Genomic DNA, 22,060 nt, shown 5'->3' with positions numbered 1-22,060 from the left:
ATCGAATGCTGACCTCCTCCCAGCCAGCATCTTGAATCACGAACCGAACCGCTTGGGAATCCCAACCGGATTCACATAAGCATGATCATGCTCTAATGGACGCCATCACCGCCGCGCATGAGGGCGACATCCAGATGATCGACAGCACATCCGTTCGCGCCCACCAGCAGGCTGCGACGGCAAAAAGGGGGGTGCCGATCACTGTCTCGGTCGATCACGCGGCGGGCTCACGACCAAGATCCACGTCGTTGTCGACGCGCAGGGCCTCCCGATCCGGCTGGGCCTGACCGCCGGACAGGCGCACGACGGACAGATCGCCGACGCGCTGCTCGACCACCTCGGCCCGCACACCATCGTGCTGGCTGACAAGGCTTACGACGCTGACCGCATCCGTGAACTGATCCAGGACCAGGGCGCCACGCCCAACATCCCGCCCAAGAGCAACCGGCGCTGGAAGCCGTGCTTCAGCAAGCGGCTCTACCGCGAGCGCAACCTCATCGAACGGTTCTTCTCCAAGCTGAAGCACTTCCGCCGCGTCGCCACCCCGATACGACAAGCTGGCCGCTAACTTCCTCGCCATGGTCCAGCTCGCCTCAATGCGGCTGTGGCTCCGGGCTTATGAGTCTACGACCTAGCTCGAGTGCCGGCTGCGCACAGCTGCCCTTCCAAGTGCGCTCAATCTTCAAAATGCCACGCGTAGCGCATGCGCTTTCAGCCGGCGATGTCACGGACGACTTAGCAGAGGGTACCCCGTGACGATTGGCTGGAGATCTTGGCGGGTATCTGCCCTCCTAGCTCCGAGTGGGACCTGCAATTGTCGTAGTGCACGGCCCACTGATTTGCTTCCGCACCCACTTGGCAAGGTGTTCCAGACGCGGTTTACAGAGGCAAACGGGGGCTTACATGGACACAATCGAAGGGCTTGAGCGATTGAACCGCCTGCGGGAGGCGGGCGCACTTAGCGAGGAAGAATTCCAGGCGCAAAAGGCCAAGCTGATCGAGAGCGTACCGACAGTCTCGACATCTAAGCGGCTCGACTGGAGAATATGGGCAGCGTCCGTGGGCGTCATCGTCGTCGTATTGACGCTCTTGGCTTGGTGCATGCGGCCCATCGCTGACGGCGTGGCGGAATCCAACGAAATGCTGTCATCATCGGATAACGCCATTGCTGCAGCTCCGGTCGCCGGTGCGCCGGCCAACCGGCCAACCACCCGCGAAGGCTCGTTCGCATGGGCGACGTCAACCGAGATCGTCGGCATGAATCCGGCGTATTTGGAAGACGCCTAGGGCCACCACGCGAGCGCAGCCCGGATTCGATGACCTATCGGATCGGCGGCTGCTCGGTCTTCTATACGGTCCAAAGCACAGAGGTTACCGGCTATTCGGCACCGGTCGCGGCCGATTGCCATCCTGCGCCTCACGGGGAGCCGATCACCCCAACGACGACCTTTGGTGACCTCGCAGACGAGACCAACAACTACGAAGCCGACTGCCTGGCCAGCTGCGGCAATGCCTACGATCCGCCAATCACTTTAATAACAGCTGGAGGGCGCGCGCAGATGCTGGTCGAAGTTGCCTACTCGACCGTCAGCGGCGAAACCGGCCGAGAGCGCCCTTATGAGCAAAACCCATTCTACCTTTGGGGAATGGCCATTCGGCGAGCCAACGGCATCGATCCGGACGAGTGGAGCCCTGACCGTCTGGATCTGTTTAACTGCGTAGGAAACCCACCGCCGGAAGTCGTGGCCGCCCTTCGCGACGTGCGAATTGAGATGGTAGCAGTCGGTCGGGCTGGTATGGGGTGTCGGCGGTAGCCAGCTGGCGGCGACGCCATTTGCCAGCGGCGACCTGACGATGGTCCACGGCCTCCGATAGTTCTCTGCAACCTGGCAGCCGAGCGCGGCCTCTACCGGTGACGATCGTGGTCAGAGGGGTTAGCCCATCGGCTACAGCCTCCCTTGGGACGGCTTGTGACAGCTCAAGCCTCGGGCGTTCTCCCGCAGGGACGCATACATTGTTGAGAAAGGGTCGAGGCTCAGTCAGAGCAGTGTGCCTGATTTCATCGAGGCCTTAGTCGAAGCAGTGGCAGGCGGGCGCACTCGAACTTTTCAGGATGAGGGAGTCTGCGCCAGAATCTTTTCCGTACGTTCTACGTACGCTAAATCCGGCTGCCAGCTAAGTCTTTGAAAAGATGGCGCACCCGACAGGATTCGAACCTGTGGCCTCTGCCTTCGGAGGGCAGCGCTCTATCCAGCTGAGCTACGGGTGCCTGGGCCAGCGAGATGGGCGCTTAGCAAAGGGTCGGCAAGGGGGCCAGCCTTTATCTGCGGGGGAGTTCGACTGGCTGGAACTGCCCGAGACCGCAGCTCGCGCCGCGGCGGCCGTCGCTCTGCAGGACGGTGATCGTGTCGACCGAGCACAGCCTTGGGAGCGAGGTCCGGTAGCTGAACCGCTCCTCGAAGCGAAGTCCCGGACAGGCGAACGGCAGCCGGTTGCGCAGGATGCTGCCGTCGATCATCTCGAAATCGATGGTCTGGGCGTCCCGCACGCGGGTGGTGCGGATGCGGTTGATCTGGACGCAGTCCTGCGCCTCCCCGACCGGCCGCGCCTCGACGAGAGCCCGCTGGTTGGCAGCCTGGCGCGGCGTCTGGCCCTCCTCGGTCATGCAGGCCGGCGTCAGCAATGCGAGGATGACGGCCAGGTGCTTCATGGCAGCATTCCGACTCTCAGGGAGGATTCCTCATAGCAGATTTTAGCGGCCAACGCCGTCGGAAACCCCCTAGGCCGGACCCTGTTTCGCGCTTCGCGGCGCGACCTTGCGCTTCGCCGGCGCCCGCGCTGCCGTCCGCCGCGCCGCCAGCGCCTGCGCTTCCTCGTCGCTGCCGGGCGCGGGCGTCTTCGGCCGGAAGCGGCACAAGTCCCGGACGACGCAGCGCCAGCATTCCGGCCGGCGCGCCTTGCAGACATAGCGACCGTGCAGGATCAGCCAGTGATGGGCGTGACGGCGATAAGGTTGCGGCGTCGACGCGTCGAGCTTCGCCTCGACCTGATCGACGTTCTTGCCGGGCGCGAGGCCGGTACGGTTGGCAACCCTGAAGACATGAGTGTCGACCGCGAAGGTCTCGGCCCCGAAGGCGCAGTTCATCACGACATTGGCGGTCTTGCGCCCGACGCCCGGAAGGGCCTGCAGCGCGTCGCGGTCGCGCGGCACTTCGCCGCCATGCTGCTCGATCAGCGCGCGCGACAAGGCGATGACGTTCTTCGCCTTGGTGTTGAACAGTCCGATCGTCTTGATGTGCTGCTTGAGCCCCTCCTCGCCCAGCGCCAGCATCTGCTCCGGAGTCGTCACCTGGGCGAACAGATCGCGGGTGGCGAGGTTGACGCCGGCATCGGTCGCCTGCGCCGACAGCACCACCGCGACCAGCAGCGTGTAATCGTTGACGAAATCGAGCTCGGTCTCGGGATCGGGAATGCGATCGGCGAGGCGGCGGTAGAATTCGGCGATGTCGGCTTTCTTCATGTTGTTTCGTCCAGGGCCAGGCCGAGCCGTTCGAGGCCGGCTTGCAGCAGGGGAGTGGGCGCGCCGAGGCCCAGGCGGAAATGGTCGGGACGCTCGAACCATCGGCCGGGCACGATCGAAGTGTCGTGATGGGCGAGGAGGCGGGCGTGAAGGGAATCGACATCCCCTTTCGCCAGCCGGGGGAAGATCGTGATGCCGTGGCGCGTGGGCGTCCAGTCGATCTCGGGCCGGCCGGCGATGAACTCCGCCACGGTCGCCCGGTTGCGCTCGAGCAAGGCCGGCGTGCCGGCGGCCAGGCTGTAGAGATGGGACAGCGCGATGCAGGCGAGGCGCTCGTCGGCGTGCGGCTGGGCGACTCCGAACAGCTCGTTCAGCCGCCACATACGCTCGGCAACTTCCGGCTCGGCCAGGATCCAGCCGCAGCGCAGCCCGCTGAGGCCGTAGACCTTGGTGAGGCTGTTGGTGACGACGAAGCGGGGGCCGAGATGAAGCGCCGACCGGGATCCCGGCACCGCGTCGCGATAGACCTCGTCGACGAGAATATGCGGCCCGAGCGCGCCGATCTCCGCCAGGGTCGCCTCGTCGGCATAGGCACCCGAGGGGTTGTGGAGGTTGGTGATCAGGATGAGGCGGGTGCGCGGCGTCGTCGCCGCCGCCACCGCCGCGGGATCGAGACGGAAGCCGTCCTCGTGCCGCCGCTCGAACCGCCTGATCTCCGCTCCGAGGAAGCGGGCGGTGGCGACCATCGGCTCGTAGACGGGAGTCTCGACGAGCAGCTCGTCGCCGGGATCGACCAGGGCGGCGAGCGCCAGCATGTTCGCCATCGACGTGCCGTTCGCCATGACCACGCATTCCGGCGGCACCCCTTCCTTGTCGGCGATCGCCTGGCGCAGAGGCGGGTAACGGTGGCGGCTGGCCCCATCGAGCTCGAGGTCGGCGATCCGGATCGGCAGGCCGTCGAGGCTCGGATGCGCCACCTCGCTCGAAGCGAGATTGTAGCGCACCGGGGGCTGGTTCTTCGCCCAGTGCATGTAGTCGGATCGGCGCAGCCGAGTCATGCCTGGCCGTCCCGCTGCCGCCGGCGCAGCCACATGAGGCAGACTGGAACGCCGGCGAGCAGGATGAGGAAGCCGACGGCGCTGTTCGCCGGCGCGTGCCAGACCGTCGCGACGACGATCAGGAAGCAGGCGGCGACGAACAGGCCGGTGCTCAGCGGATGAAGCGGAACCCGGAAGCCGCCGCTCGAAGGGCGGCGATGCCTGAACACGAACAAGGCGGCGCCGGTCAGCCCGAACCACAGGAAATCGACCGACACGACGTAGGCGAGGATCTGCCCGTAAGTGCCCGACAAGGCGATGGCGATCGCCGCCGCGCCCTGGAGAAGGATGGCGAAGATGGGCGCGTGGGTGCGGGGCGAAACCTGGCCGACTCGGCGGAAGAACAGCCGGTCCTCGGCCATGGCGAAATAGACTCGCGGCGTCGTCAGCATGCCCTGGCTGAGGAAGCCGAGCGCCGAGATCGCGATGCCCAGCGCGATCAGGGTCGCCCCGTGTTCGCCCAGAGCGGCGCGCATCACCGCGGAGGCCGGAGTCTCGCTCGATGCCAGCCCGGCGACGCCCAGTACACGCACGCAGACGAAGGCGACGGCGGCATAGAGAAGGACGACGCCGGCGACGCCGAGCAGCAGGCCGCGCGACAGGTCACGCTCGGGGTCGCGCATCTCGCCGGCGATGAAGCTCGACGTCTGCCACCCGCCATAAGCGAACATCACCGGGGTCAGAGCGGCGAAGAGACCGATCGCGCCGCCTCCGCCGGCCGCCGGCGCCGCGGCTGGCGAGGCGGGCGCCGCGAAGGCGGGCGCGATCAGCCAGCCTGCCAGCACGAGCAAAGCGATCGCACCGATCTTGAGCAGCATCAGCAGGCTCTGGACGTTGCTTCCGGTCCGCACGCCGAGGCAGTTGATCGCGGTCAGCAGCGCCAGCGCGGCGGAGGCGACGAGGCCGTCCGGCAGGGTCAGCCCGGTGAGGATGTTGGCGTAGCGCGCGAAGGTGATGGCGACCGCGGCCATGCCGCCCGACTGGATGACGAGCAGCAGCGACCAGCCGTAGAGGAAGGCGGGCAGGGGCCCCCAGGCGTCGCGCAGATACGCATATTGCCCCCCGGTCTCGGGCCGGCGCGCGGCGAGCTCGGCATAGACCAAGGCGCCGACCATCGCGATGGCGCCGCCGATCAGCCAGGCGCCGACGACCAAGGCCGGCGCTTCGACGTGCCGCGCCACCTCGGCCGGATTGACGAAGATGCCGGCGCCGATGATCCCGCCCATGACGATCATCGTGGCGTCGAACAGGTTCAGCCGTCGGACCAGCTTGCGCGGCGGCGACGCCGCTTCGTCCGTCGTCATTCGGCCGCGGCTCCGCGGCGTTCGCCGAGGCCGAGCATGTCGGCCATGTCGTAGCGGCCGTGCGGCCGGTCGCACAGCCACAAGGCGGCGCGGATCGCGCCGCGCGCGAAGATCTCCCGGCTCTCGGCGCGATGGCCGAGCTCGAGCCGCTCGCCGTCCGTCGCGAAGATCACCTGATGGTCGCCGGCGACCGATCCGCCGCGCAACGACGCGAAGCCGATATAGCCGCTCCGGCGCGGGCCCGTCATCCCGTCGCGGCCGCGTTCGCCGACCTCCGCCAGGGCCACGCCTCGCCCCTGCGCGGCCGCCTCGCCGAGCAGGAGGGCCGTGCCCGAAGGCGCATCGACCTTGGCGCGATGATGCATCTCGAGGATCTCGACGTCCCAATCGTCGCCGAGCCGCGCCGCCGTCTCCTTCACCAGGAAGGCGAGCAGGTTCACCCCCAGTGACATGTTCGCCGACTGCAGCACCGCGATCTTGCGCGCCGCGCGGTCGATCGCCGCATGATGCTCCGCGGTGAGGCCGGTCGTCCCGATCACGATCGGCGTGCCGGCCGCGACGGCAGCGTCGAGATGCCGCGCGAGCGCGTCAGGGGCGGTGAAGTCGGCGAGGACGTCGCAGGCGGCGGCGAAGGGCGCGGGATCCTCGCCGCGGCCGAGGCAGCCGCCGATCCGTGCGTCGGCGCTGGTCTGGAGCAGCGCCGAGATCGCCCGGGCCATCCGTCCCGAGCAGCCCAAAATGCCGATCCGTGCCATGGCGGACGCTCCTTTCCCGGTCTCCATGATCGACCCGGCGCGCCGCCGCAAGCGCCGCCGGGAGGAACAGGCGCACCCACCCGGCGTTGAGGACCCGGAACGAAGCCACGGAGTCTTGCATCATGGCCGAGCGCGAAAGAGAAACCATCATCACCACCGACAGCGGCGGCAGGGGCGGGGGCACGCTGCTCGCCGTCGTCCTGCTGATCGCCATCCTCGTCGTCCTCTTCCTCCTGTTCGGCCGCGGGCTGATCGGCGGCGGCGGCACCGAGAAGATCGACGCCGACGTCTCCATCGACACGCCTGCCCCGGGCGGCGGCGGCAGCTGATTTCGGTCGGGGCGGGTTGTTCTGCGTATCGCGAGCCGATGCGAGGACATCCCGCCCTTTCCTACGAAAGGCCTGCCTCAAAAGCGTCCCCGTCGTGAACTTCGCGATCGTCGGGCAGGTCAGCGGCTCGCGGCCTCACGGTGGCGCAGCCAGCGCTCCCGCGCCCAGGCGTCAATGAGCGCGTCCGCTTCATCCTTCTCGGCACCGTCCAGCGCCCGATAGGGAGTCCAGCGGCCCGAGCGGCTGGTCCATACCGCCTCCTCGAACAGGTCGAAGCGGATCCAGTCGCCGCCTCGCGTCACCCGACCGATCATGCCCGGACGGTCGAGCTCGCCGAGATACTGGAACACGCCCGCTGATGCCGGAGCCGGCACGCCGGTCGCACCGGCGGCGCGCAGGATCAGCGCGCGCATGTCGGCCAGCCCCACGGTCGCCGGTAGTGCCATTCCCGGTTCGCTGAGAATGAACGGGATGCGGGTCTGCTGGCCGTTCAGCGCATGGCCATGGCCGAGGAAGCCGTCGTCGAACAGCGACTCGCCATGATCGGCGGTAACGACGATCAGCGTGTCGTCGAGCACGCCCAATCGCTCGAGGCGGTCGAGCAGGGCAGCGATCAGCCGGTCATTATAGGCGATCGCGTTCCAGTAGGTCCGCGCCACCCAGTCGCGATTGGCTTCGTTGATCTCGGATCGCGGGATCGGCTCTCCCGCTATGGTCTGGTCCATGCCGGGGAAGGCATAAGGGAAATGGGCCGACTGGAAGTTGAAATAGAGGAAATGCGGGCGCGTCCAGGCCTGCGGCCGCCCCAGCCGACGGTCGAACTCGCGAAGCAGGATCCTGCCGTCGACGTGGAGGGAGCCTTCGGCCGCGAAGCTGAAGGCGCGTTCCTCGCGCAACGTATTGGCGTCGACGAAGATCGCGCCGCGGCGCATCCCGGTCACCTCCGCGATCCCGCCGAAATCCTCCGACTGGCCCGAGAAGATGCCGACCTCGTAGCCGTTGGCGAGGAAGTCGCGGACCAGCGACTGGCGGTCGTCGGCCGGCGAAAGCCGGCCGGTGAACAGGCTCTGGAGCGACTGGGTGGTGAATCCGACGTGACTATAGGCCTCGCTCGCGGCGGTGCCGCGCCGGGCGAGGCTCTCCAGCGTCGGCGCGACGGCCCGGCCGTCGATCCGGCGGCCGATCGCATCGGCTCGGGTGCTTTCGAGGACGATGAGCACGACGTGGCGCTTGCGCCCGTCGATGATCGCCGGCGACGGCGCCGGCGCCTCCACCGGCCCGGCCCCGCCGATTACCAGGTCTCCAGCGAATCCGTCCTCGTCGATGCCGTTGCCCGGGACGTCGAGGGCATAAGGATGGCGGCTGCCGTCGAAGGGCTGCCGGTCGATCGGGAAGCTGTAATAGCTCCATCCGTCCCGGTCCCAGTCGGTCAGATAATGGCCGACCGTGCCGATGGCGACGACGCTGTTGAACCGGGCCAGCGCCGAGCGCGCATCGCCGGCGCGATTGGCGGCGAACAGCAGGAGCGGCACCGCGATCAGGGCCGCAGCCAGTGCGCGGCCGTTCAGCCGGGGGTGGTCCGGCAGGGGCGCCAGGTCCTGCCAGCGCCGGCGCAGGAGCAGCAGAAGGCCGATATAGACCAGGACGAAGCCGCCGGCGCCGATCAGGATGAGCCCGGCCTCGCTGAGGCTGAACAGCAACGCGTCCGCGAGGCTTCCGCCGCCGAGATTGCGGACGATCTGGAAACTCATCGCATCGCTGAAATAGGACAAGGCCTGATATTTCGCGACGACGGCCCCGATCGCACCGAGCCCGGCGAAGCAGGCGAAATTGAAGGGAACGAGCGGGCTGTCGGCGCGTCGGCCGTGGAGCCGCCGGATCAGCCGGTAGAGCAGGAAGAACAGCAGGCTGTGGCAGGCGAGCAGGGCGGCGAGGAAGGCCCCGATCTCGAGCGGCGTATCGAGCGCCCGCGACTGACCGAAGCCGCCGCCGAACAGACCATATTTGCGCTCGGCCATGGCTAGCTCGAACAGCAGGGTGGCGAGCACGACCGCCGGCAGAGACATGCGCGTCGCGCCCGCCCAGGTAGGGCGCATCCACATCTTGGGGCGCTCGGAGGCGAGCTCGGCCTGCATGCGCCCCCTCTAGCGGCCACTGCTTAAGACTCGGTGTCGCCGCCTCGTTCATGCTATGCCGGATCGGGGAGGGAGGGATGCGATCTGCCGTCATGCTGGCTGCCCTGGCGCTGCTCGGCGCTCGCGCGGAGGCGCAGAATCCGGCCGAACCGTCCGGTCCGCGCGGCTTCGCCGGCCGCTATGTTGCCGATTTCAGCGATGCCCCGCCGTCGCTTGGATGGACGTCAGCAATCGAGCTGAAGCCGGACGGGACCTTCTTGTGGAACTTCGCCACGCGCGAGCTCGACCTGTCCGCGCGGGGGCGCTGGTGCCGCGACGGACCTGACCGCCTCGATCTCACCAACGAAGAAGCGGTCGGCAGCCCCGAAGTCCAGCTGGCCCAATCGAGCCGCGACGGCGGCGAAGGCGTGCTGGTATCGCTGGAGCCGGACTCGCGCGAAGCCACGTCCCATCTCGGCGTCGAGGCCGAATATCCGGACGGCTATCACGAACGCTTCCGGTTTCGCGATTTCCAGGTCCGCCTGCCCTCGTCGCCGCAGCGCCCGCTCGTCGCGGTGCGCCTCGTCAGCGACGCCTTCACCTACCGCTCCTGGCCGATCGAGGTGACCCGGGACGGCGACAATGTCCTCGGCCTCCGTGTCGTCCCGGCCAATTTCGCCCAAGCCGCATTCGGCTCTCAAGCGGGCGACGTGCGCGATGGCCGGCTGACGATCCACTGGTGGGGCTATGCCATACCCTATGATCGCGCTCCGCCCGCCGCCGACGACAATGGTGCCGACGTGGCCTGCCTGGATGCCTTCGCGCCGGCGGACGTGCCTGGTGAGGCACTGTCGGAGCCATGGGTGCTTTCCGGCGACGAGCCCGCGGTCGGCGCGCTCCTTGTCCGGCTCGACGAGCCGCTCGACGCGACGCGCCGAGGATCCACGCTCGTGCTCGGCGAAGAGGAGGGCGGCGCGTCCGCAGCGGGCGTCGCCGAGCTGCGCCTGATCACCGCCGGGCAGGCGTACGATTTCGGTCGCGTATCCGCTCTTTCCTGGCATCTCGCCGGCGCGGGCGATGGCCTGCAGGTCGCGTCTCTGGCCTTCAGTCCGCAGGATCGGATGCTGTCGCTCGGCGAGACCCTCTTGCGGGCACGGATGTTGCAGCAATGGCTTGCCCGCGCGAGCTTCGCCCCCGCCGGTAGCCGCGAAGAGGGCACGGCTTCATTCCAGCCGATCGATCCCGCCCGCTTCGACGAGGAGGCGTCCGACTGGACGGAGGCGGAAAGCTGGCTGTCCGCGGACGAACCGGGGCTCGCCGCCATGCATCTCTTCACGATGAGCGACGGCGCCTGGACAGTCGAAGTCAGGGTCGAAGATGCGGGCCGGACGAGCGCCATGGCGACGACTCCCGGACGGGAATGGGTCGTGCGGGTGCTGATGTTCAGGGCCGGGATGGCCGATGGCGCCGGCGGGGCCGTCATCGGCTCCGCGCTCGGCCACCGCTGGCGGCCATGGCGCCAGGAGGGAGCGGCATGATCGGAGTCTTCGGATTGATGGCCCTGGCCCTGGCCGCGGCCCAGCCGGCGCCCGCGCCGGCGCCGCCCGATCGAACCTCCGGCTATTATCTCAGCGAGAGGATGGAGACGTCGTCGCGCCTCCGGCTCGCGCCCGACGGACGGTTCGAATGGGGCTTCGACGTCGGCGCGCTGAGCCTGAGCTCGGACGGCCGGTGGACCCGTGTCGATGGGGACACCGTCCTGCTGACTACCGAGCCCGAGCGCGTCCCGCCGCTCGTCGAGCTGACGGACACCAGCCGTGACGAGCGGGATGGCGTCGCCGTCGCCCTCGAAGGGGATTCGCTCGAGGCCGCCCGCATGCTCGAGATCGAGGCGCACTATGCCGACGGATCGGTCGAGCGGCAGCCGATGGAGCGCATCCGCCGGCGCGTGACTTCGACGCCGGATCGGCCGCTGGTCGCGCTCAGAGTCGGAAGCGAGACCTACGATTTCTGGTCCTCGCGCATTCCGGTCGAGATGGGCGCAGCCAATGTTCTGAGCTTCCGGATCGCCTGGAACGATCTTTCGCGGGTCGATTTCCGCTCGGTTCCGGCGCATCTCGACGGCGACGCGATCGCTTTCGAATGGCGCGGGATGACGCTCAGCCATCGCCGGGTCGATGTGGCGGAGGCCGACCGGGCGACGGACGATGCCCAAGTCGCCATGACCGAAATGAGCATTCCCGATGCCGGCGGAACCGAGCTGGCCGTCCCGATCGGCCCGGTGCCACTCCATTCCCTCACGGGCGGAGAGCCTTCGATCGGCCGCATGGCCTTCGCGCCCGGCGAACCGATCGCGGCGACGCGCGCGGCATCGACGCTTGCGTTCAGCGACTATGACGGCAACGGCCATGCCGACGGCGTGGTTGAGCTCCGCCTGCGCCTCGGCGATCTCGACCGCGACCTGGGGCGAGTTTCGGACCTGAGCTGGTATGTGCGCAGCGATGACGCGCCGCAGCGCATCTCCGCCCTCAGCTTCAGCCCGCAGGACCGACTGCTCGATCTGGACGAAGCGCTGGCCCGCGCGCGACGCCTCGCGGAAGAACTGGTGCAGGCGGGATTCGTCCGGGGAGCTCCGGCCTTTGCCGACTGGGCCGATTTTCGCCTGATCGATCCTTACCGCTACGACGAGACCGTGGCCGGCTGGGAGGCGGCGTCGGCGCTGCTCGGCGATGCCGACGCCTCCGTGACCGGAATGGAGCTCTTCTCGGTCCGCAAGGGTCGTTGGTACGTCAAGGCAAGCGTCATCAACCTTCTCCGCAACGGCGTCCTTCTCGAGAACGCCCGTCCGGGACAAGAATGGATGATCGACGTGGAAGTCACCGAGGACCAGGAGGCCGGAATCGCCGATGCGGCGGCGGACGGGGCGTGAACGGCGCGTCGCGCGCCGCCGAGCATCCGCCGACGTCGAGTGCGCCGTCGAAAGACAGGCGCGGCCGTTGACCTGGCGACTGCTTTCAGCCGTCGCCGTCCTGACCGGCCTGCTCGGCGCCGCGGCGGCGCAGCTGCCCCCGGCAGACGAGCGCGCCGCCCGCGCCGCCGCGACGGAGGCGGACTTTCGCCGGACGCTGGCGAGCCTCGACCTCGGGGCGTTGCGGCCCGGCGCCGACGGGTTCGATCGCGAAGCGCTCAACGCCGCCAATTACGAAGAGTCCCGCGCCGGCGATCCGGAGCCTTTGCCGCCGCTGCTGCGGACGATGGACGGTACCGAAGTCGCCGATGACGCCATGTGGCGAAGCCGGCGCCGGCCCGAGCTCGCGGCGCTGCTCGAGCGCGAGATGTACGGCCGCGTGCCCGAGACGGCGCCGGCGCTGCGCTGGGAGGAGACGGGACGCGAAATCCGCCGCAAGGGAACGATCGAGGTGATCACCCGCCATTATGTCGGCCGCGCCGATGATGGCCCGGGTGGCGTGCCGGCCGTGGCGGCCGCCCTGGCGGTTAGCCTGCCGGCCGCGGCGCGCGGGCCGGTGCCGCTGGTGATCGAGCTCGGCTTTCCCGAGGGTTTCCGCTTTCCCGGCGCGCCGCCGCCTCCGCCGGGGCCGCACTGGACCGAGCAGGCGATCGCCCGTGGCTGGGGCTATGCGATCCTGGTCCCCGCCACGGTCCAGCCCGACGACGGCGCCGGCCTCGCCGAGGGCGTGATCGGCTTGGCCTCAGGGGGGCGGCCGCGGGCACCGGACGCGTGGGGCGCGCTCCGCGCCTGGGCCTGGGGCGCCGGGCGGGCGCTCGATCTGCTCGCCGCCGACGCCGGCGTCGATCGCAGCCGGATCGCGATCGCCGGCCTGTCGCGCTACGGCAAGGCGGCACTGGTCGCGATGGCGTTCGACGAGCGCTTCGCCGCCGGCCTCGTCGGTTCTTCGGGCGCGGGCGGCGCCAAGCTGCTCCGCCGCGACTATGGCGAGCGGCTCGAGAACCTCACGGCCTCCGGCGAGTATCACTGGTTCGCACCGAACTTCCTTCGCTTCGGCGGACCGCTGACCGTGCGGGACCTTCCCGTCGACGCCCACAGCCTCATCGCCCTGGCGGCGCCGCGGCCCCTCTTCATCGGTGCCGGCAATTTCGAGGCAGACGGCTGGGTCGATCCGCGCGGCAGCTTCGCGGCGGCCCGTGCGGCCTCGGCGGTCTGGCGTCTGCACGGCGTGGAGGGCCTCGTCGGCGCCGCCTATCCGGCGATCAACGAGCTGCGTGCCGCGGGCCGCATCGCCTTCCGCCAGCATGAGGTCGGCCACACCAACGGCCCGAACTGGGCGCATTTCTTCGACTTCGCGGAAAGGGAATGGGAGAGGAGGCGGTAGCAGACGGCGCCTGAAGGCCGCCCCGGCAACTCGCCAGGCCATCCTCTATTCGTCGCCCCTGCGAAGGAGAAGGGGCCATCAGCGCCGCGCGATTTCCTTCACCACCGCGCGCGCGCCCTTGTCGCAGAGCCGCTCGAGCTGACGCGTCACCGTCGCCACGAACCTCTCGTCCTCCGCCATCGCGCGCGGGAACAGGTCCAGGCGGAGCAGCGCCTTCGCCTGTTCCGCCGGCCCGTGGGCGGATCGAAGCAAAGCCCCGGTCTGCGATGCCAACGGGTCGTCGACGGTGAATGGCTCGCCGGCATCGGTGCATCCGCTTTGCCAGCGCATCCACGCCGCCACGGCCAGGATCAGCACATCCGCCGCCTGGCCCCGACGCAGCCGGTCGGCGATCGGCGCGAGCAGGCGCTGCGGCAGCTTCTGCGATCCATCCATGGCGATCTGGCGGGTCCGGTGCTGCAGCGAGGCGTTGGAGAAGCGGCGCATCAGCGCCTCGCGATAGCCGGGGAGGTCGAGGCCCGGCGGCGGATCGAGCGTCGCTTGCGCCTCGTCCCAGAGCGACTCGACCAGGCTGCGGCCGGCCGGATCGGCGACGAACTGGTGGACGAAATCGGTTCCGGCGAGGCCGCCCAGATAGGCGATCGCCGAATGGGCGCCGTTGAGCAGGCGCAGCTTGGCATCCTCCCAGGGCGCGACGTCGCTGGTCATCTGCACGCCGATCGACTCGAAGTCGGGCCGGTCTCCGGGAAAATCCTCGATGACCCACTGCCAGAAGGGCTCGGTCTTCACCATGGCGCGGTCGACGAGGCCGAGGTGCCTCGCCAGCGAGGCGATGTCCGCCTCGTCGGTCGCCGGCACGATCCGGTCGACCATCGTCTTCGGGAAGGCGACATGGGCTCCGATCCAGTCGCCGAGCTCTGGATCGGACACGGCCAATACCGCCTCGCGCAGCCTGGCGCCATTGTCGGGAAGGTTGTCGCAGGAGAGCGCGGCGAAGGGCGCCAGGCCGCGCGAACGCCGAAGATTGAGGCCGGCGGCGATGAAGCCCGCCGCCGTTCGCGGCGCCTCGGGATCGTCCGGCGCCTGGCGATAGCCTTTCTCGGTGACGGTCAGCGTGACCAGCCGGACCTCGGGCGCGGCGAGCGCCTCGACCAAAGTGCGCGGATCCTCGGGCGCGACCAGCACCTCGCGGACCGCCCCGATCACGCGCACCCGATCGTCGCCGCCCTCGCGGACGACCATCGCATAGAGCCCGTCCTGCGGCGCCATTTCGTCGCGAACGCCGGGCGAGCGCAGCGACGCGGCGCGGATTGCCCAGCGCGGGTCACTCTCGTTGAGCCGGTCGAACAAGGCGGCCTGGTGGGCGCGGTGGAAGGCGCCGATGCCGAGATGGACCACTCCGGCCGCAGCGCGGCGACGGTCGTACCCGAAACGCTCGACGTTGGCCGGCAGCCGGCCCAGGGTCGCTTGCGAAAGTCGCTCGCTCACAATTTGTAGGCGGCCTTGACGAGATCGTAGCTCAGCGCCCGCGCCACCTCATGCGCCTCGTCCTCGTCGAGGCGGTGCTCGGCGACCAGCCGCGCCAGGAAGCCGCAGTCCATACGCCGGGCGACGTCGTGCCGGGCGGGGATGGAGAGGAAGGCGCGGGTGTCGTCGTTGAATCCGACCGTGTTGTAGAAGCCCGCCGTCTCGGTCGCCTGCTCGCGGAAGCGGCGCATGCCCTCCGGGCTGTCGTGAAACCACCAGGGCGGGCCGAGCCGCAGCGCAGGATAATGGCCGGCGAGCGGCGCCAGCTCGCGCGAATAGCTGGTCTCGTCGACGGTGAAGAGGATGATCGTCAGCCCGGGTTCCGATCCGAAGCGATCGAGCAGCGGCTTCAAGGCGCGCACATATTCGGTGGCGACGGGGATGTCGGCGCCCTTGTCGCGGCCGAAGCGTGCGAGCAAGGGCGCATTGTGGTTGCGCAGCACGCCGGGATGGATCTGCATGACCATGCCGTCGTCCAGGCTCATCCGCGCCATCTCGGTCAGCATCTGCCCGCGGAACAGCTCGGCCTCGGCGGGAGTACCGGTCCCGGAGAAGATCTTGCGGTAGAGCGCTTCCGCCTCCGCCGGCGCCAGGTCTGCGGTGAAGACGCTGGGATGGCCGTGGTCGGTCGAGGTCGCTCCCGCATCGCGGAAATAGGCGCGGCGCTTCTCGTGCGCGCGCAGGTAACCCTGGAAGCCGGCGACGTCCTCGCCGGTCAACTCTCCGAAGCGGCGAAGATTGTCGATGAAGCCGGGAAATTCGGGGTCGACGACCGGGTCGGGACGATAAGCGGTGACGACCCGCCCCTTCCAGCCGGAGTCGCGGATGGCGCGGTGATGCGCCAGCGGATCGAGCGGGCTTTCCGTGGTGGCGATCAGCTCGATGTTGAATCGCTCGAACAAGGCGCGGGGGCGAAAGTCCGGCTGCTTCAGCGCGGCGTCGATCCGGTCGTAATAGTGATCCGCGGTCTCGGCCGAGAGGCGCACGTCGATGCCGAAGACCTCCGCATAGACCCAGTCGTGCCACAGCCGCGAGGGCGTCCCGCGAAACAGGTGATAATGCTCGGCGAATCGGCGCCAGATCGCCCGTGGATCGGCCTCGACCGGGCCGCGGTCCACGCGGGGCACGCCGAGATCCTCGAGCGCCATCCCCTGGCTGTAGAGCATCCGAAAGACATAATGATCCGGAACGATGAGCAGCTCGGCCGGATTGGCGAAGGGCGCATCGGCTGCGAACCAGGCCGGATCGGTGTGGCCGTGCGGACTGACGATCGGCAGGTCCCTCACCTCGGCATGCAGCCGCCGGGCGATGTCGCGGATCGTCGGCTCCGGCGGGAAGAGGCGGTCGGGATGGAGTTTCAACGGTTTCATCGAGCCAGTGCGCCTATTGCGGAATCTCCGCCGGCTCCAGCCGCGGCGTGAGAAGGTGGATGATCGCCAGCGCGATCAGATAGGTAATCCCGGCGAACAGCAGCAGCGGGATGTAGCTCCCGGTCGCCTCGAGCGTCCAGCCGGCGAACTTGGCGATGAACATTCCGCCGATCGCGCCGGCGAAGCCGCCCAGGCCGACGACGGTGCCGACCGCGCGCCGGGGGAACAGGTCGGATGTCAGGGTGAACAGGTTCGCCGACCAGCCCTGGTGCGCGGCGGCGGCGAGGCCGATGATCGCGATGGCGAGGGGCAGGCTGTCGACGAAGGCGGCGATCGAGACCGGCGTGACGCACAGCGCGCACACCACCATCGCCGTCTTGCGGCCGCGATTCACCGACCAGCCGCGCTTGATCAGCCGGGAGGACAGCCAGCCGCCGCCGATGCTGCCGAAGTCGGCGAGCAGATAGACGGCGACCAGAGCCGGTCCGAAGGTGACGAAGATGCCGCCCCCCTGCGGCAGCAAGGTGAGGCCGTGGGTCTTGGCGAAGAAATCGGGCAGCCAGAACAGGAACAGCCACCAGACCGGGTCGGTCAGGAACTTGCCGAGGATGAACGCCCAGGCCTCGCGGCGCCGCAGAGCGACCCCCCAGCTCACGCGCCCCGGCGGATCGGCAGGATCGCTTTCGATATGAGCGAGCTCGGCCGATCCTATGCGCCTGTGCTCGCGCGGATGGCGGTAGAGCAGGATCCACAAAGCGAGCAGGACGAGTCCGCTGAGTCCGGTGATCAGGAAGGCGGCGCGCCAGCCCCAGGCAAGCACCAGCACCGGCACCAGGATCGGCGTGACGAGGGCGCCGACATTGGCGCCGGCGTTGAACAGGCCGGTGGCGAGCGCCCGCTCGCGCTTGGGAAACCATTCCGAAACCGCCTTGATCGCACCGGGAAAGCCGCCGGACTCGCCGATGCCGAGGGCGAAGCGGGCGAAGACGAAATGCACGACCGAGCTCGCCCCGGCATGGGCCATGGCAGCCAGGCTCCACAGGCCGATGGCGAGCGAAAGGCCCCAGCGCGTGCCGATCGTGTCCATCAGTCGGCCGACGACCAGCAGGCCGATCGCATAGGCGCCGGAGAAAGCGAGGACGATATTGGCGTAATCGTTCTCGCTCCAGCCGAACTCCTGCTCGAGCAGCGGCTTGAGGACGCCGACGATCTGGCGGTCGACATAGTTGATCGTGATCGCGAAGAAGAGCAGGGCGCAAATCGCCCATCGATAGCGGCCGACCCGCTCCGGCGGCGCCCCGGCGGCGGCCGCTTCGCCTGCGCGAGGGTTCATGCGCTCACCAATTGTGCATGCTCCCGTCCTGGAGGCGGTTCACCGGCAGATAGGCGCGCCTGTATGGATGGCGGGCCGCCCGCTCCTCGTCGATGTCGACGCCGAGCCCGGGGGCGTCGCCCGGATGCATGACGCCGTTGTCGAACGAATAAGCGTGGGGGAAGACGGCGTCGGTCTCCTCGGTATGCCGCATATATTCCTGGATCCCGAAATTGGGCACCGACAGGTCGAGATGGAGCGCCGCCGCCATCGTCACCGGCGACAGATCGGTGGCGCCGTGGCAGCCGGTGCGGACATTGTACATGTCGGCGAAGGCGGCGATGCGGCGCAGATGGGTGATGCCGCCGGCATGGACGACGGTGGCGCGGATATAGTCGATCAACTGCTCCTGGATGAGCTGCTTGGCATCCCAGATGCTGTTGAAGATCTCGCCGACCGCGAGCGGCGTCGTCGTGTGCTGCCGGATCAGGCGGAAGCTCTCCTGATTGTCGGCCGGGACGGCATCCTCCAGCCAGAAGGGCCGATAGGGCTCGAGATCCTTGCCCAACCGGCCCGCTTCGATCGGCGTCAGCCGGTGATGGATGTCGTGGAGCAGGTGGACGTCCCAGCCGAGCGCCTCGCGCGCCGCGGCGAACAGCTCCGGCACGACCCGCAAATAGGCCTCGGTAGACCAGAGATTCTCGGTCGGCAGGTCGGCATCGGCCGGTTCGTAGAAGAGCTTGTCCTTGGAGACCCCGTAGGTGGAGGCGAGCCCGGGGACGCCGGACTGGAGCCGGATCGCCTTGTAGCCCAGCGCCTTGTAGCGGCGCGCGGCCGCGACCGTATCCTCGATGCTCTCGCCATTGGCATGGCCGTAGACCATGACCCCGTCGCGGCTGGCGCCGCCGAGCAGCTGGTAGAGTGGAAGTCCGGCGACCTTCGCCTTGATGTCCCAGAGCGCCATGTCGACCGCGGCGATGGCGGTCATCGTCACCGGGCCCCGCCGCCAATAGGCGCCGCGATAGAGAAACTGCCAGATGTCCTCGATACGATGGGCGTCGCGCCCGATCAGGCAAGGAATGATGTGATCGTTCACATAGCTCGCCACCGCCAGCTCGCGGCCGTTGAGCGTCGCATCACCGAGTCCGTGAACTCCTTCTGATGTTTCGATTTTCAGGGTGACGAAGTTGCGGCCAGGGCAGGTGACGATCACCTTTGCCGAACGGATTTCCAGCATCCTCGCCCCTTCCTTTTGGTAGCGCTAACGTAACGGACCCGCAGGGCCTGTTGTCAACCCCGCGGGGGCGGAAAAAGCATGGCCGGCGCGGACGGCATCCGTTTCGCCGGCCGAGCGCCCGGTCAGTCGTGGGGGCCCGCTTCGCCCGCCGTCCTGACGGCCGCTCGCGCCGCTTCGACGATCCGCGCTCGGTCCGATTCGCCTTTTCCCACCAGCCACGTCCCGCCGACGCAGAGCACCGCGTCCAGCGCCAGCCAGGTCGCCATCGTCTCGGCCCGGATGCCCCCGGTCGGACAGAAGCGCAGGCCTCCGAACGGACCCGACAGCGCCTTCAGTGCCGCGATCCCCCCCGACGCCTCGGCCGGAAAGAATTTGAACCGTTCGAGCCCCAGATCGAGGCCGCGCATGATGTCGCCGGCATTGGCGATACCCGGGAGGAAGGGGAGGGCCGCCTCGCGCGCGGCCAGCGCCAACCGCTCGGTCAGCCCCGGTGAGACCGCGAAGCGCGCTCCGGCGTCGATAGCGCGATGAAGCTGGTCCGGGTCGAGCACGGTTCCGGCCCCGACCACCGCCCCTTCCACCTTGGCCATCTCGCCGATGACGTCGAGTGCCGCCGGCGTGCGCAAGGTCACCTCGAGCACCGGCAGTCCGCCTTCGACCAGGGCCTCGGCGATCGGCCGTGCATGCGCCGCGTCTTCGACGACGAGCACCGGGATGACCGGGGCCAGCCGCATGATCTCGTCGATGGTCGTCGTCATGTCCGTCTCCGCTGAAGGCCGTGAGCGGGATAATCGCCGATGACACCGGTGGCCACCCCTGCATTGCGAGGATGACGTCGGATGGCCGATGGCTGACTCGGGCCGAGGCGTCAGCCGCGAGCCCGCACCGGTGGGATGCGCACGAGCGGGCTAGCCGACCCCGTGCAACTTCTTCAGCACCCCGATCGTGACTCGCAGTTCCTCCTCGGTGAAGCGACCCTTGACGCTCGCCTCGTGCCGGGCGACCGCGTCCCGCGTCCGCACCAGCATTGCCTCTCCCGCCGGCGTCAGATGAAGGCCGATCCGGCGCCCGCCCTGGGGAGAGCGCCGCCGCTCCAGCAGCTCGCGCCGCACCAGATTGTTGGTGATCCCGAGCATGGTGGCGCGGTCGACGAGCAGCAGTCGGGCGACGTCGGCCTGGGCGACCCCCGGCATCTCGTCCGCCAGCCACAGCAGGGAAGCCTGCTTGGGCGTCAGCGGCAGCTCGACCGACCGCTTGAACTCCTGCATGATCGCGCTGTGGGCGAGCCCGATATGGAGGCCGAATATCGCGTCCAGGGTGCCGAGGCCGATGCCCGGCCGGGCGCTGCCGCCGGCGGCATGGGTCCGCTCTCCGGCAGCTCCGGACGAAGCCCGGCCGGCTCGGCCCGCTGCGGGCCGCACATTCGGTGAAGGCTGTGCCTCCAAGCTCTCGCGATCCTCTCGCGCCATGGTCTCTCTCAAGTTCCCCGGAGACATCCCACCTGCCCGCCCCGCGCCGCCGGCACAAGCCGTTTGTCGCCTCGAGAGCTTGCACCTGCGTGTCACGCGCGCAGGTTCCCGATCGTCGAATGCGCCCCTCGCCGATCCTCGCGCGCATGCCCGGCTGCTGCTATTCCGGAGAGGCCGGTCGGGCCGGCGGAGGGGGAGGGCGACATGTCCGAGGCGGTGGCGCGGGAGCTGGCGTTCGGCCTGGGGGAGAAGGTCGCGCTGCCGGCGAGCGCGCGCAGCCTCACCCCGAGGGAGCGTCGCCGCAACCAGCGGCGCTTCGCCGTCATCATGCTCGGCATCTATCTTGGCGTTTGCGGAGTGATCCTTGTCGGGCTGGCCCTCGACGGCGGCCAGGCCAGCCGGGAGATGCTGCCGATCGTCCTCCTTGCCTGCCTTGCCGGCGCGGGCATCGTCGGGCTGGCCTGCTGGTGGCGGCTTCGCAAGCACCGTGATTATCGCGATCCCCTGCTCTGGATCCGGGTAAGCGACCGCAATGTGTCGATCGACTGGAACGGCCATCGCGTCGACCTTTCGTACGATCAGGTCGCCTATCAGGTCCATTACCAGTCTTTCCGAAGCAACGTCGACTTTCTCGGCATACGGCTGGACACGCCGCTCGGCCCGATCTCGATCGTCGACGAATGGTTTCACGGCGGCCGCAAGGCGGCGGCGGCCATCGTTACCGAGCACGACAAATGGCGGCTGCTGCGGCGGCGGGCGTGAGCCCTACGCACGCTATTCTCCCTTTCTCCCACTCCGAGCCAAGGCATCTTCCGTTCCCGCCAGGAGGTCGATTATGCTGACCGTGGGGCGCGCGCAGGAGGGATCTCCAATGGAATCGCAATGGCTGCATTACGCCAAGCGCCTGCAGGCGATCGCGTCCACGGGCGTCCATTACTGCCGGGATGATTTCGATCGGGAACGCTATGGCGAGGTCGCCGCGATCGCGAACGAGATGCTGGCCTTGCTCGGATCGGTGCCGATCGATCGAATCGAAGGGCTCGTCTCCGATTTCGCCAAGGGCTATGCGACGCCCAAGATCGACGTCCGCGGAGCGTTGATCGAGAACGGCGCCATCCTTCTCGTCCGGGAACGCAGCGATGGCCTGTGGACCCTGCCAGGAGGATTTGCCGACGTGGGAAGATCGGCGGCGCAGAATATCGAGAAGGAGATCGAGGAGGAAGCGGGCCTGAAGGTCAGGGCGAGCCGTCTCTACGGCCTCCGGCACAAGGCAAGCCGAAGCTACGCGCCCGACGTTCGGGATTTCTACAAATTGTTCTTCCTGTGCGAGCGCAGCGGCGCGGAGCCGCCGTGCCCAGGTGCGGAAACCAGTGAGGCGGCCTTCTTCCGCGCCGAGGAATTGCCGCCACTCTCGACCGGTCGAGTGATCGAGGCGGACATTCATTCTGCTTTCGCCTTTGCCGCGGACCAGAGCAGGACAGCCGTGTTCGACTGAGGCGATGGCCACGGACCTTTCGGACCGAATGACGATGAGGCGGCAGGCGTCGCCAGCGCAGGCAGGAATGACCCGTGTCGATCCAGTATCCACTCAACTGCAAAGTTGGCCCGCAGCCCGAGAGACGAGATGCTGAAACCTCGCGCTGAAGGGTCGAGCGCGCGAAGTACACAGGGGGC

General features: G+C 68.5%; 20 protein-coding genes, 1 tRNA gene and 1 pseudogene. 9 read left to right on the top strand and 13 right to left on the bottom strand.

Annotated features, from left to right (window positions below; all coding sequences use genetic code 11):
* Positions 1–92 precede the first annotated feature (92 nt).
* The 3 genes and pseudogenes from DDE10_RS16360 to DDE10_RS23530 form a co-directional block, all read left to right on the top strand.
* Positions 93–635, top strand: a pseudogene (locus DDE10_RS16360) (IS5 family transposase); the annotation flags it as partial.
* Between the two features lie 268 nt (positions 636–903).
* Positions 904–1,287, top strand: coding sequence for an SHOCT domain-containing protein (locus tag DDE10_RS16355; protein ID WP_114953852.1), 384 nt, complete (start codon positions 904–906; stop codon positions 1,285–1,287).
* 29 nt (positions 1,288–1,316) lie between these two features.
* Positions 1,317–1,814 carry a hypothetical protein gene (locus tag DDE10_RS23530; protein WP_162806676.1) on the top strand — a complete coding sequence of 166 codons (498 nt, stop codon included), beginning with the start codon at positions 1,317–1,319 and terminating at the stop codon, positions 1,812–1,814.
* 378 nt (positions 1,815–2,192) lie between these two features.
* Here the strand turns inward: DDE10_RS23530 and DDE10_RS16350 are convergent.
* From DDE10_RS16350 to dapB, 6 genes are all read right to left on the bottom strand, one after another.
* Positions 2,193–2,269, bottom strand: a tRNA-Arg gene (locus DDE10_RS16350).
* A 51-nt stretch (positions 2,270–2,320) separates the two neighbouring features.
* Positions 2,321–2,710, bottom strand: coding sequence for a hypothetical protein (locus DDE10_RS16345; protein ID WP_114953851.1), 390 nt, complete (start codon positions 2,708–2,710; stop codon positions 2,321–2,323).
* 69 nt (positions 2,711–2,779) lie between these two features.
* Positions 2,780–3,520: an endonuclease III gene (gene nth / locus DDE10_RS16340; protein ID WP_114953850.1), complete on the bottom strand. Its 741-nt coding sequence runs from the start codon at positions 3,518–3,520 to the stop codon at positions 2,780–2,782.
* Positions 3,517–4,578 carry a pyridoxal phosphate-dependent aminotransferase gene (locus DDE10_RS16335; protein WP_114953849.1) on the bottom strand — a complete coding sequence of 354 codons (1,062 nt, stop codon included), beginning with the start codon at positions 4,576–4,578 and terminating at the stop codon, positions 3,517–3,519. The genes nth and DDE10_RS16335 overlap by 4 nt, the downstream gene beginning before the upstream one ends.
* Entirely contained in the window at positions 4,575–5,921 is a 1,347-nt protein-coding gene (locus tag DDE10_RS16330; RefSeq protein WP_114953848.1) for an APC family permease, read from the bottom strand. Before DDE10_RS16330 ends, DDE10_RS16335 begins: the two co-directional genes overlap by 4 nt.
* Positions 5,918–6,676: a 4-hydroxy-tetrahydrodipicolinate reductase gene (gene dapB / locus DDE10_RS16325; RefSeq protein ID WP_114953847.1), complete on the bottom strand. Its 759-nt coding sequence runs from the start codon at positions 6,674–6,676 to the stop codon at positions 5,918–5,920. Before dapB ends, DDE10_RS16330 begins: the two co-directional genes overlap by 4 nt.
* Positions 6,677–6,798: 122 nt before the next feature.
* Between dapB and DDE10_RS16320 the strand changes: the two genes are divergently transcribed.
* On the top strand, positions 6,799–7,005 hold the full coding sequence (locus DDE10_RS16320) for a hypothetical protein (RefSeq protein ID WP_114953846.1): 207 nt from the start codon (positions 6,799–6,801) through the stop codon (positions 7,003–7,005).
* 119 nt (positions 7,006–7,124) lie between these two features.
* On the opposite strand, the gene DDE10_RS16315 is transcribed toward DDE10_RS16320, so the two are convergent.
* Positions 7,125–9,140, bottom strand: a complete 2,016-nt coding sequence (locus DDE10_RS16315) for a sulfatase-like hydrolase/transferase (RefSeq protein ID WP_114953845.1) — start codon at positions 9,138–9,140, stop codon at positions 7,125–7,127.
* 77 nt (positions 9,141–9,217) lie between these two features.
* On the opposite strand from DDE10_RS16315, the gene DDE10_RS16310 reads away from it, so the two are divergent.
* The 3 genes from DDE10_RS16310 (at position 9,218) to DDE10_RS16300 (ending at position 13,471) form a co-directional block, all read left to right on the top strand.
* The gene (locus DDE10_RS16310; RefSeq protein WP_114953844.1) at positions 9,218–10,657 is read left to right on the top strand and encodes a hypothetical protein; all 1,440 of its coding nucleotides are present in this window, start codon (positions 9,218–9,220) and stop codon (positions 10,655–10,657) included.
* Complete coding sequence (locus tag DDE10_RS16305; RefSeq protein ID WP_114953843.1) at positions 10,654–12,048, top strand: hypothetical protein; 1,395 nt, start codon at positions 10,654–10,656, stop codon at positions 12,046–12,048. Before DDE10_RS16310 ends, DDE10_RS16305 begins: the two co-directional genes overlap by 4 nt.
* 67 nt (positions 12,049–12,115) lie before the next feature.
* Positions 12,116–13,471: an alpha/beta hydrolase family protein gene (locus DDE10_RS16300; protein WP_284734715.1), complete on the top strand. Its 1,356-nt coding sequence runs from the start codon at positions 12,116–12,118 to the stop codon at positions 13,469–13,471.
* 78 nt (positions 13,472–13,549) lie between these two features.
* On the opposite strand, the gene DDE10_RS16295 is transcribed toward DDE10_RS16300, so the two are convergent.
* The 6 genes from DDE10_RS16295 to DDE10_RS16270 all read right to left on the bottom strand — a co-directional run bounded on the left by DDE10_RS16295 (position 13,550) and on the right by DDE10_RS16270 (position 20,386).
* Positions 13,550–14,959, bottom strand: a complete 1,410-nt coding sequence (locus DDE10_RS16295) for a mannitol dehydrogenase family protein (protein WP_114953842.1) — start codon at positions 14,957–14,959, stop codon at positions 13,550–13,552.
* Positions 14,956–16,368, bottom strand: coding sequence for a glucuronate isomerase (gene uxaC, locus DDE10_RS16290; protein WP_114953841.1), 1,413 nt, complete (start codon positions 16,366–16,368; stop codon positions 14,956–14,958). Before uxaC ends, DDE10_RS16295 begins: the two co-directional genes overlap by 4 nt.
* Before the next feature lie 13 nt (positions 16,369–16,381).
* Positions 16,382–17,701 (bottom strand): MFS transporter, encoded by a 1,320-nt coding sequence (locus tag DDE10_RS16285; protein WP_114953840.1) that lies wholly within the window; start codon positions 17,699–17,701, stop codon positions 16,382–16,384.
* Positions 17,702–17,705: 4 nt separating this feature from the next.
* The gene (gene manD / locus DDE10_RS16280; protein ID WP_114953839.1) at positions 17,706–18,917 is read right to left on the bottom strand and encodes a D-mannonate dehydratase ManD; all 1,212 of its coding nucleotides are present in this window, start codon (positions 18,915–18,917) and stop codon (positions 17,706–17,708) included.
* A 122-nt stretch (positions 18,918–19,039) separates the two neighbouring features.
* Positions 19,040–19,675, bottom strand: coding sequence for a bifunctional 4-hydroxy-2-oxoglutarate aldolase/2-dehydro-3-deoxy-phosphogluconate aldolase (eda, locus tag DDE10_RS16275; protein WP_114953838.1), 636 nt, complete (start codon positions 19,673–19,675; stop codon positions 19,040–19,042).
* Positions 19,676–19,825: 150 nt separating this feature from the next.
* Entirely contained in the window at positions 19,826–20,386 is a 561-nt protein-coding gene (locus tag DDE10_RS16270; RefSeq protein ID WP_162806675.1) for a MarR family winged helix-turn-helix transcriptional regulator, read from the bottom strand.
* A gap of 204 nt (positions 20,387–20,590) precedes the next feature.
* Here DDE10_RS16270 and DDE10_RS23525 point away from each other — a divergent pair, with 204 nt between their 5' ends.
* Positions 20,591–21,148 (top strand): hypothetical protein, encoded by a 558-nt coding sequence (locus tag DDE10_RS23525; RefSeq protein WP_162806674.1) that lies wholly within the window; start codon positions 20,591–20,593, stop codon positions 21,146–21,148.
* Positions 21,149–21,257: 109 nt separating this feature from the next.
* Entirely contained in the window at positions 21,258–21,881 is a 624-nt protein-coding gene (locus tag DDE10_RS16260) for an NUDIX hydrolase (protein ID WP_114953836.1), read from the top strand.
* The last annotated feature ends 179 nt before the right edge of the window (positions 21,882–22,060 follow it).

The sequence above is a fragment of the Sphingosinicella terrae genome (assembly GCF_003347635.1).
Taxonomy (GTDB): domain Bacteria; phylum Pseudomonadota; class Alphaproteobacteria; order Sphingomonadales; family Sphingomonadaceae; genus Allosphingosinicella; species Allosphingosinicella terrae.
The sequence above is the reverse complement of the archived record's forward strand: the minus strand, read 5'-3'. Positions and strand labels throughout refer to the sequence as shown.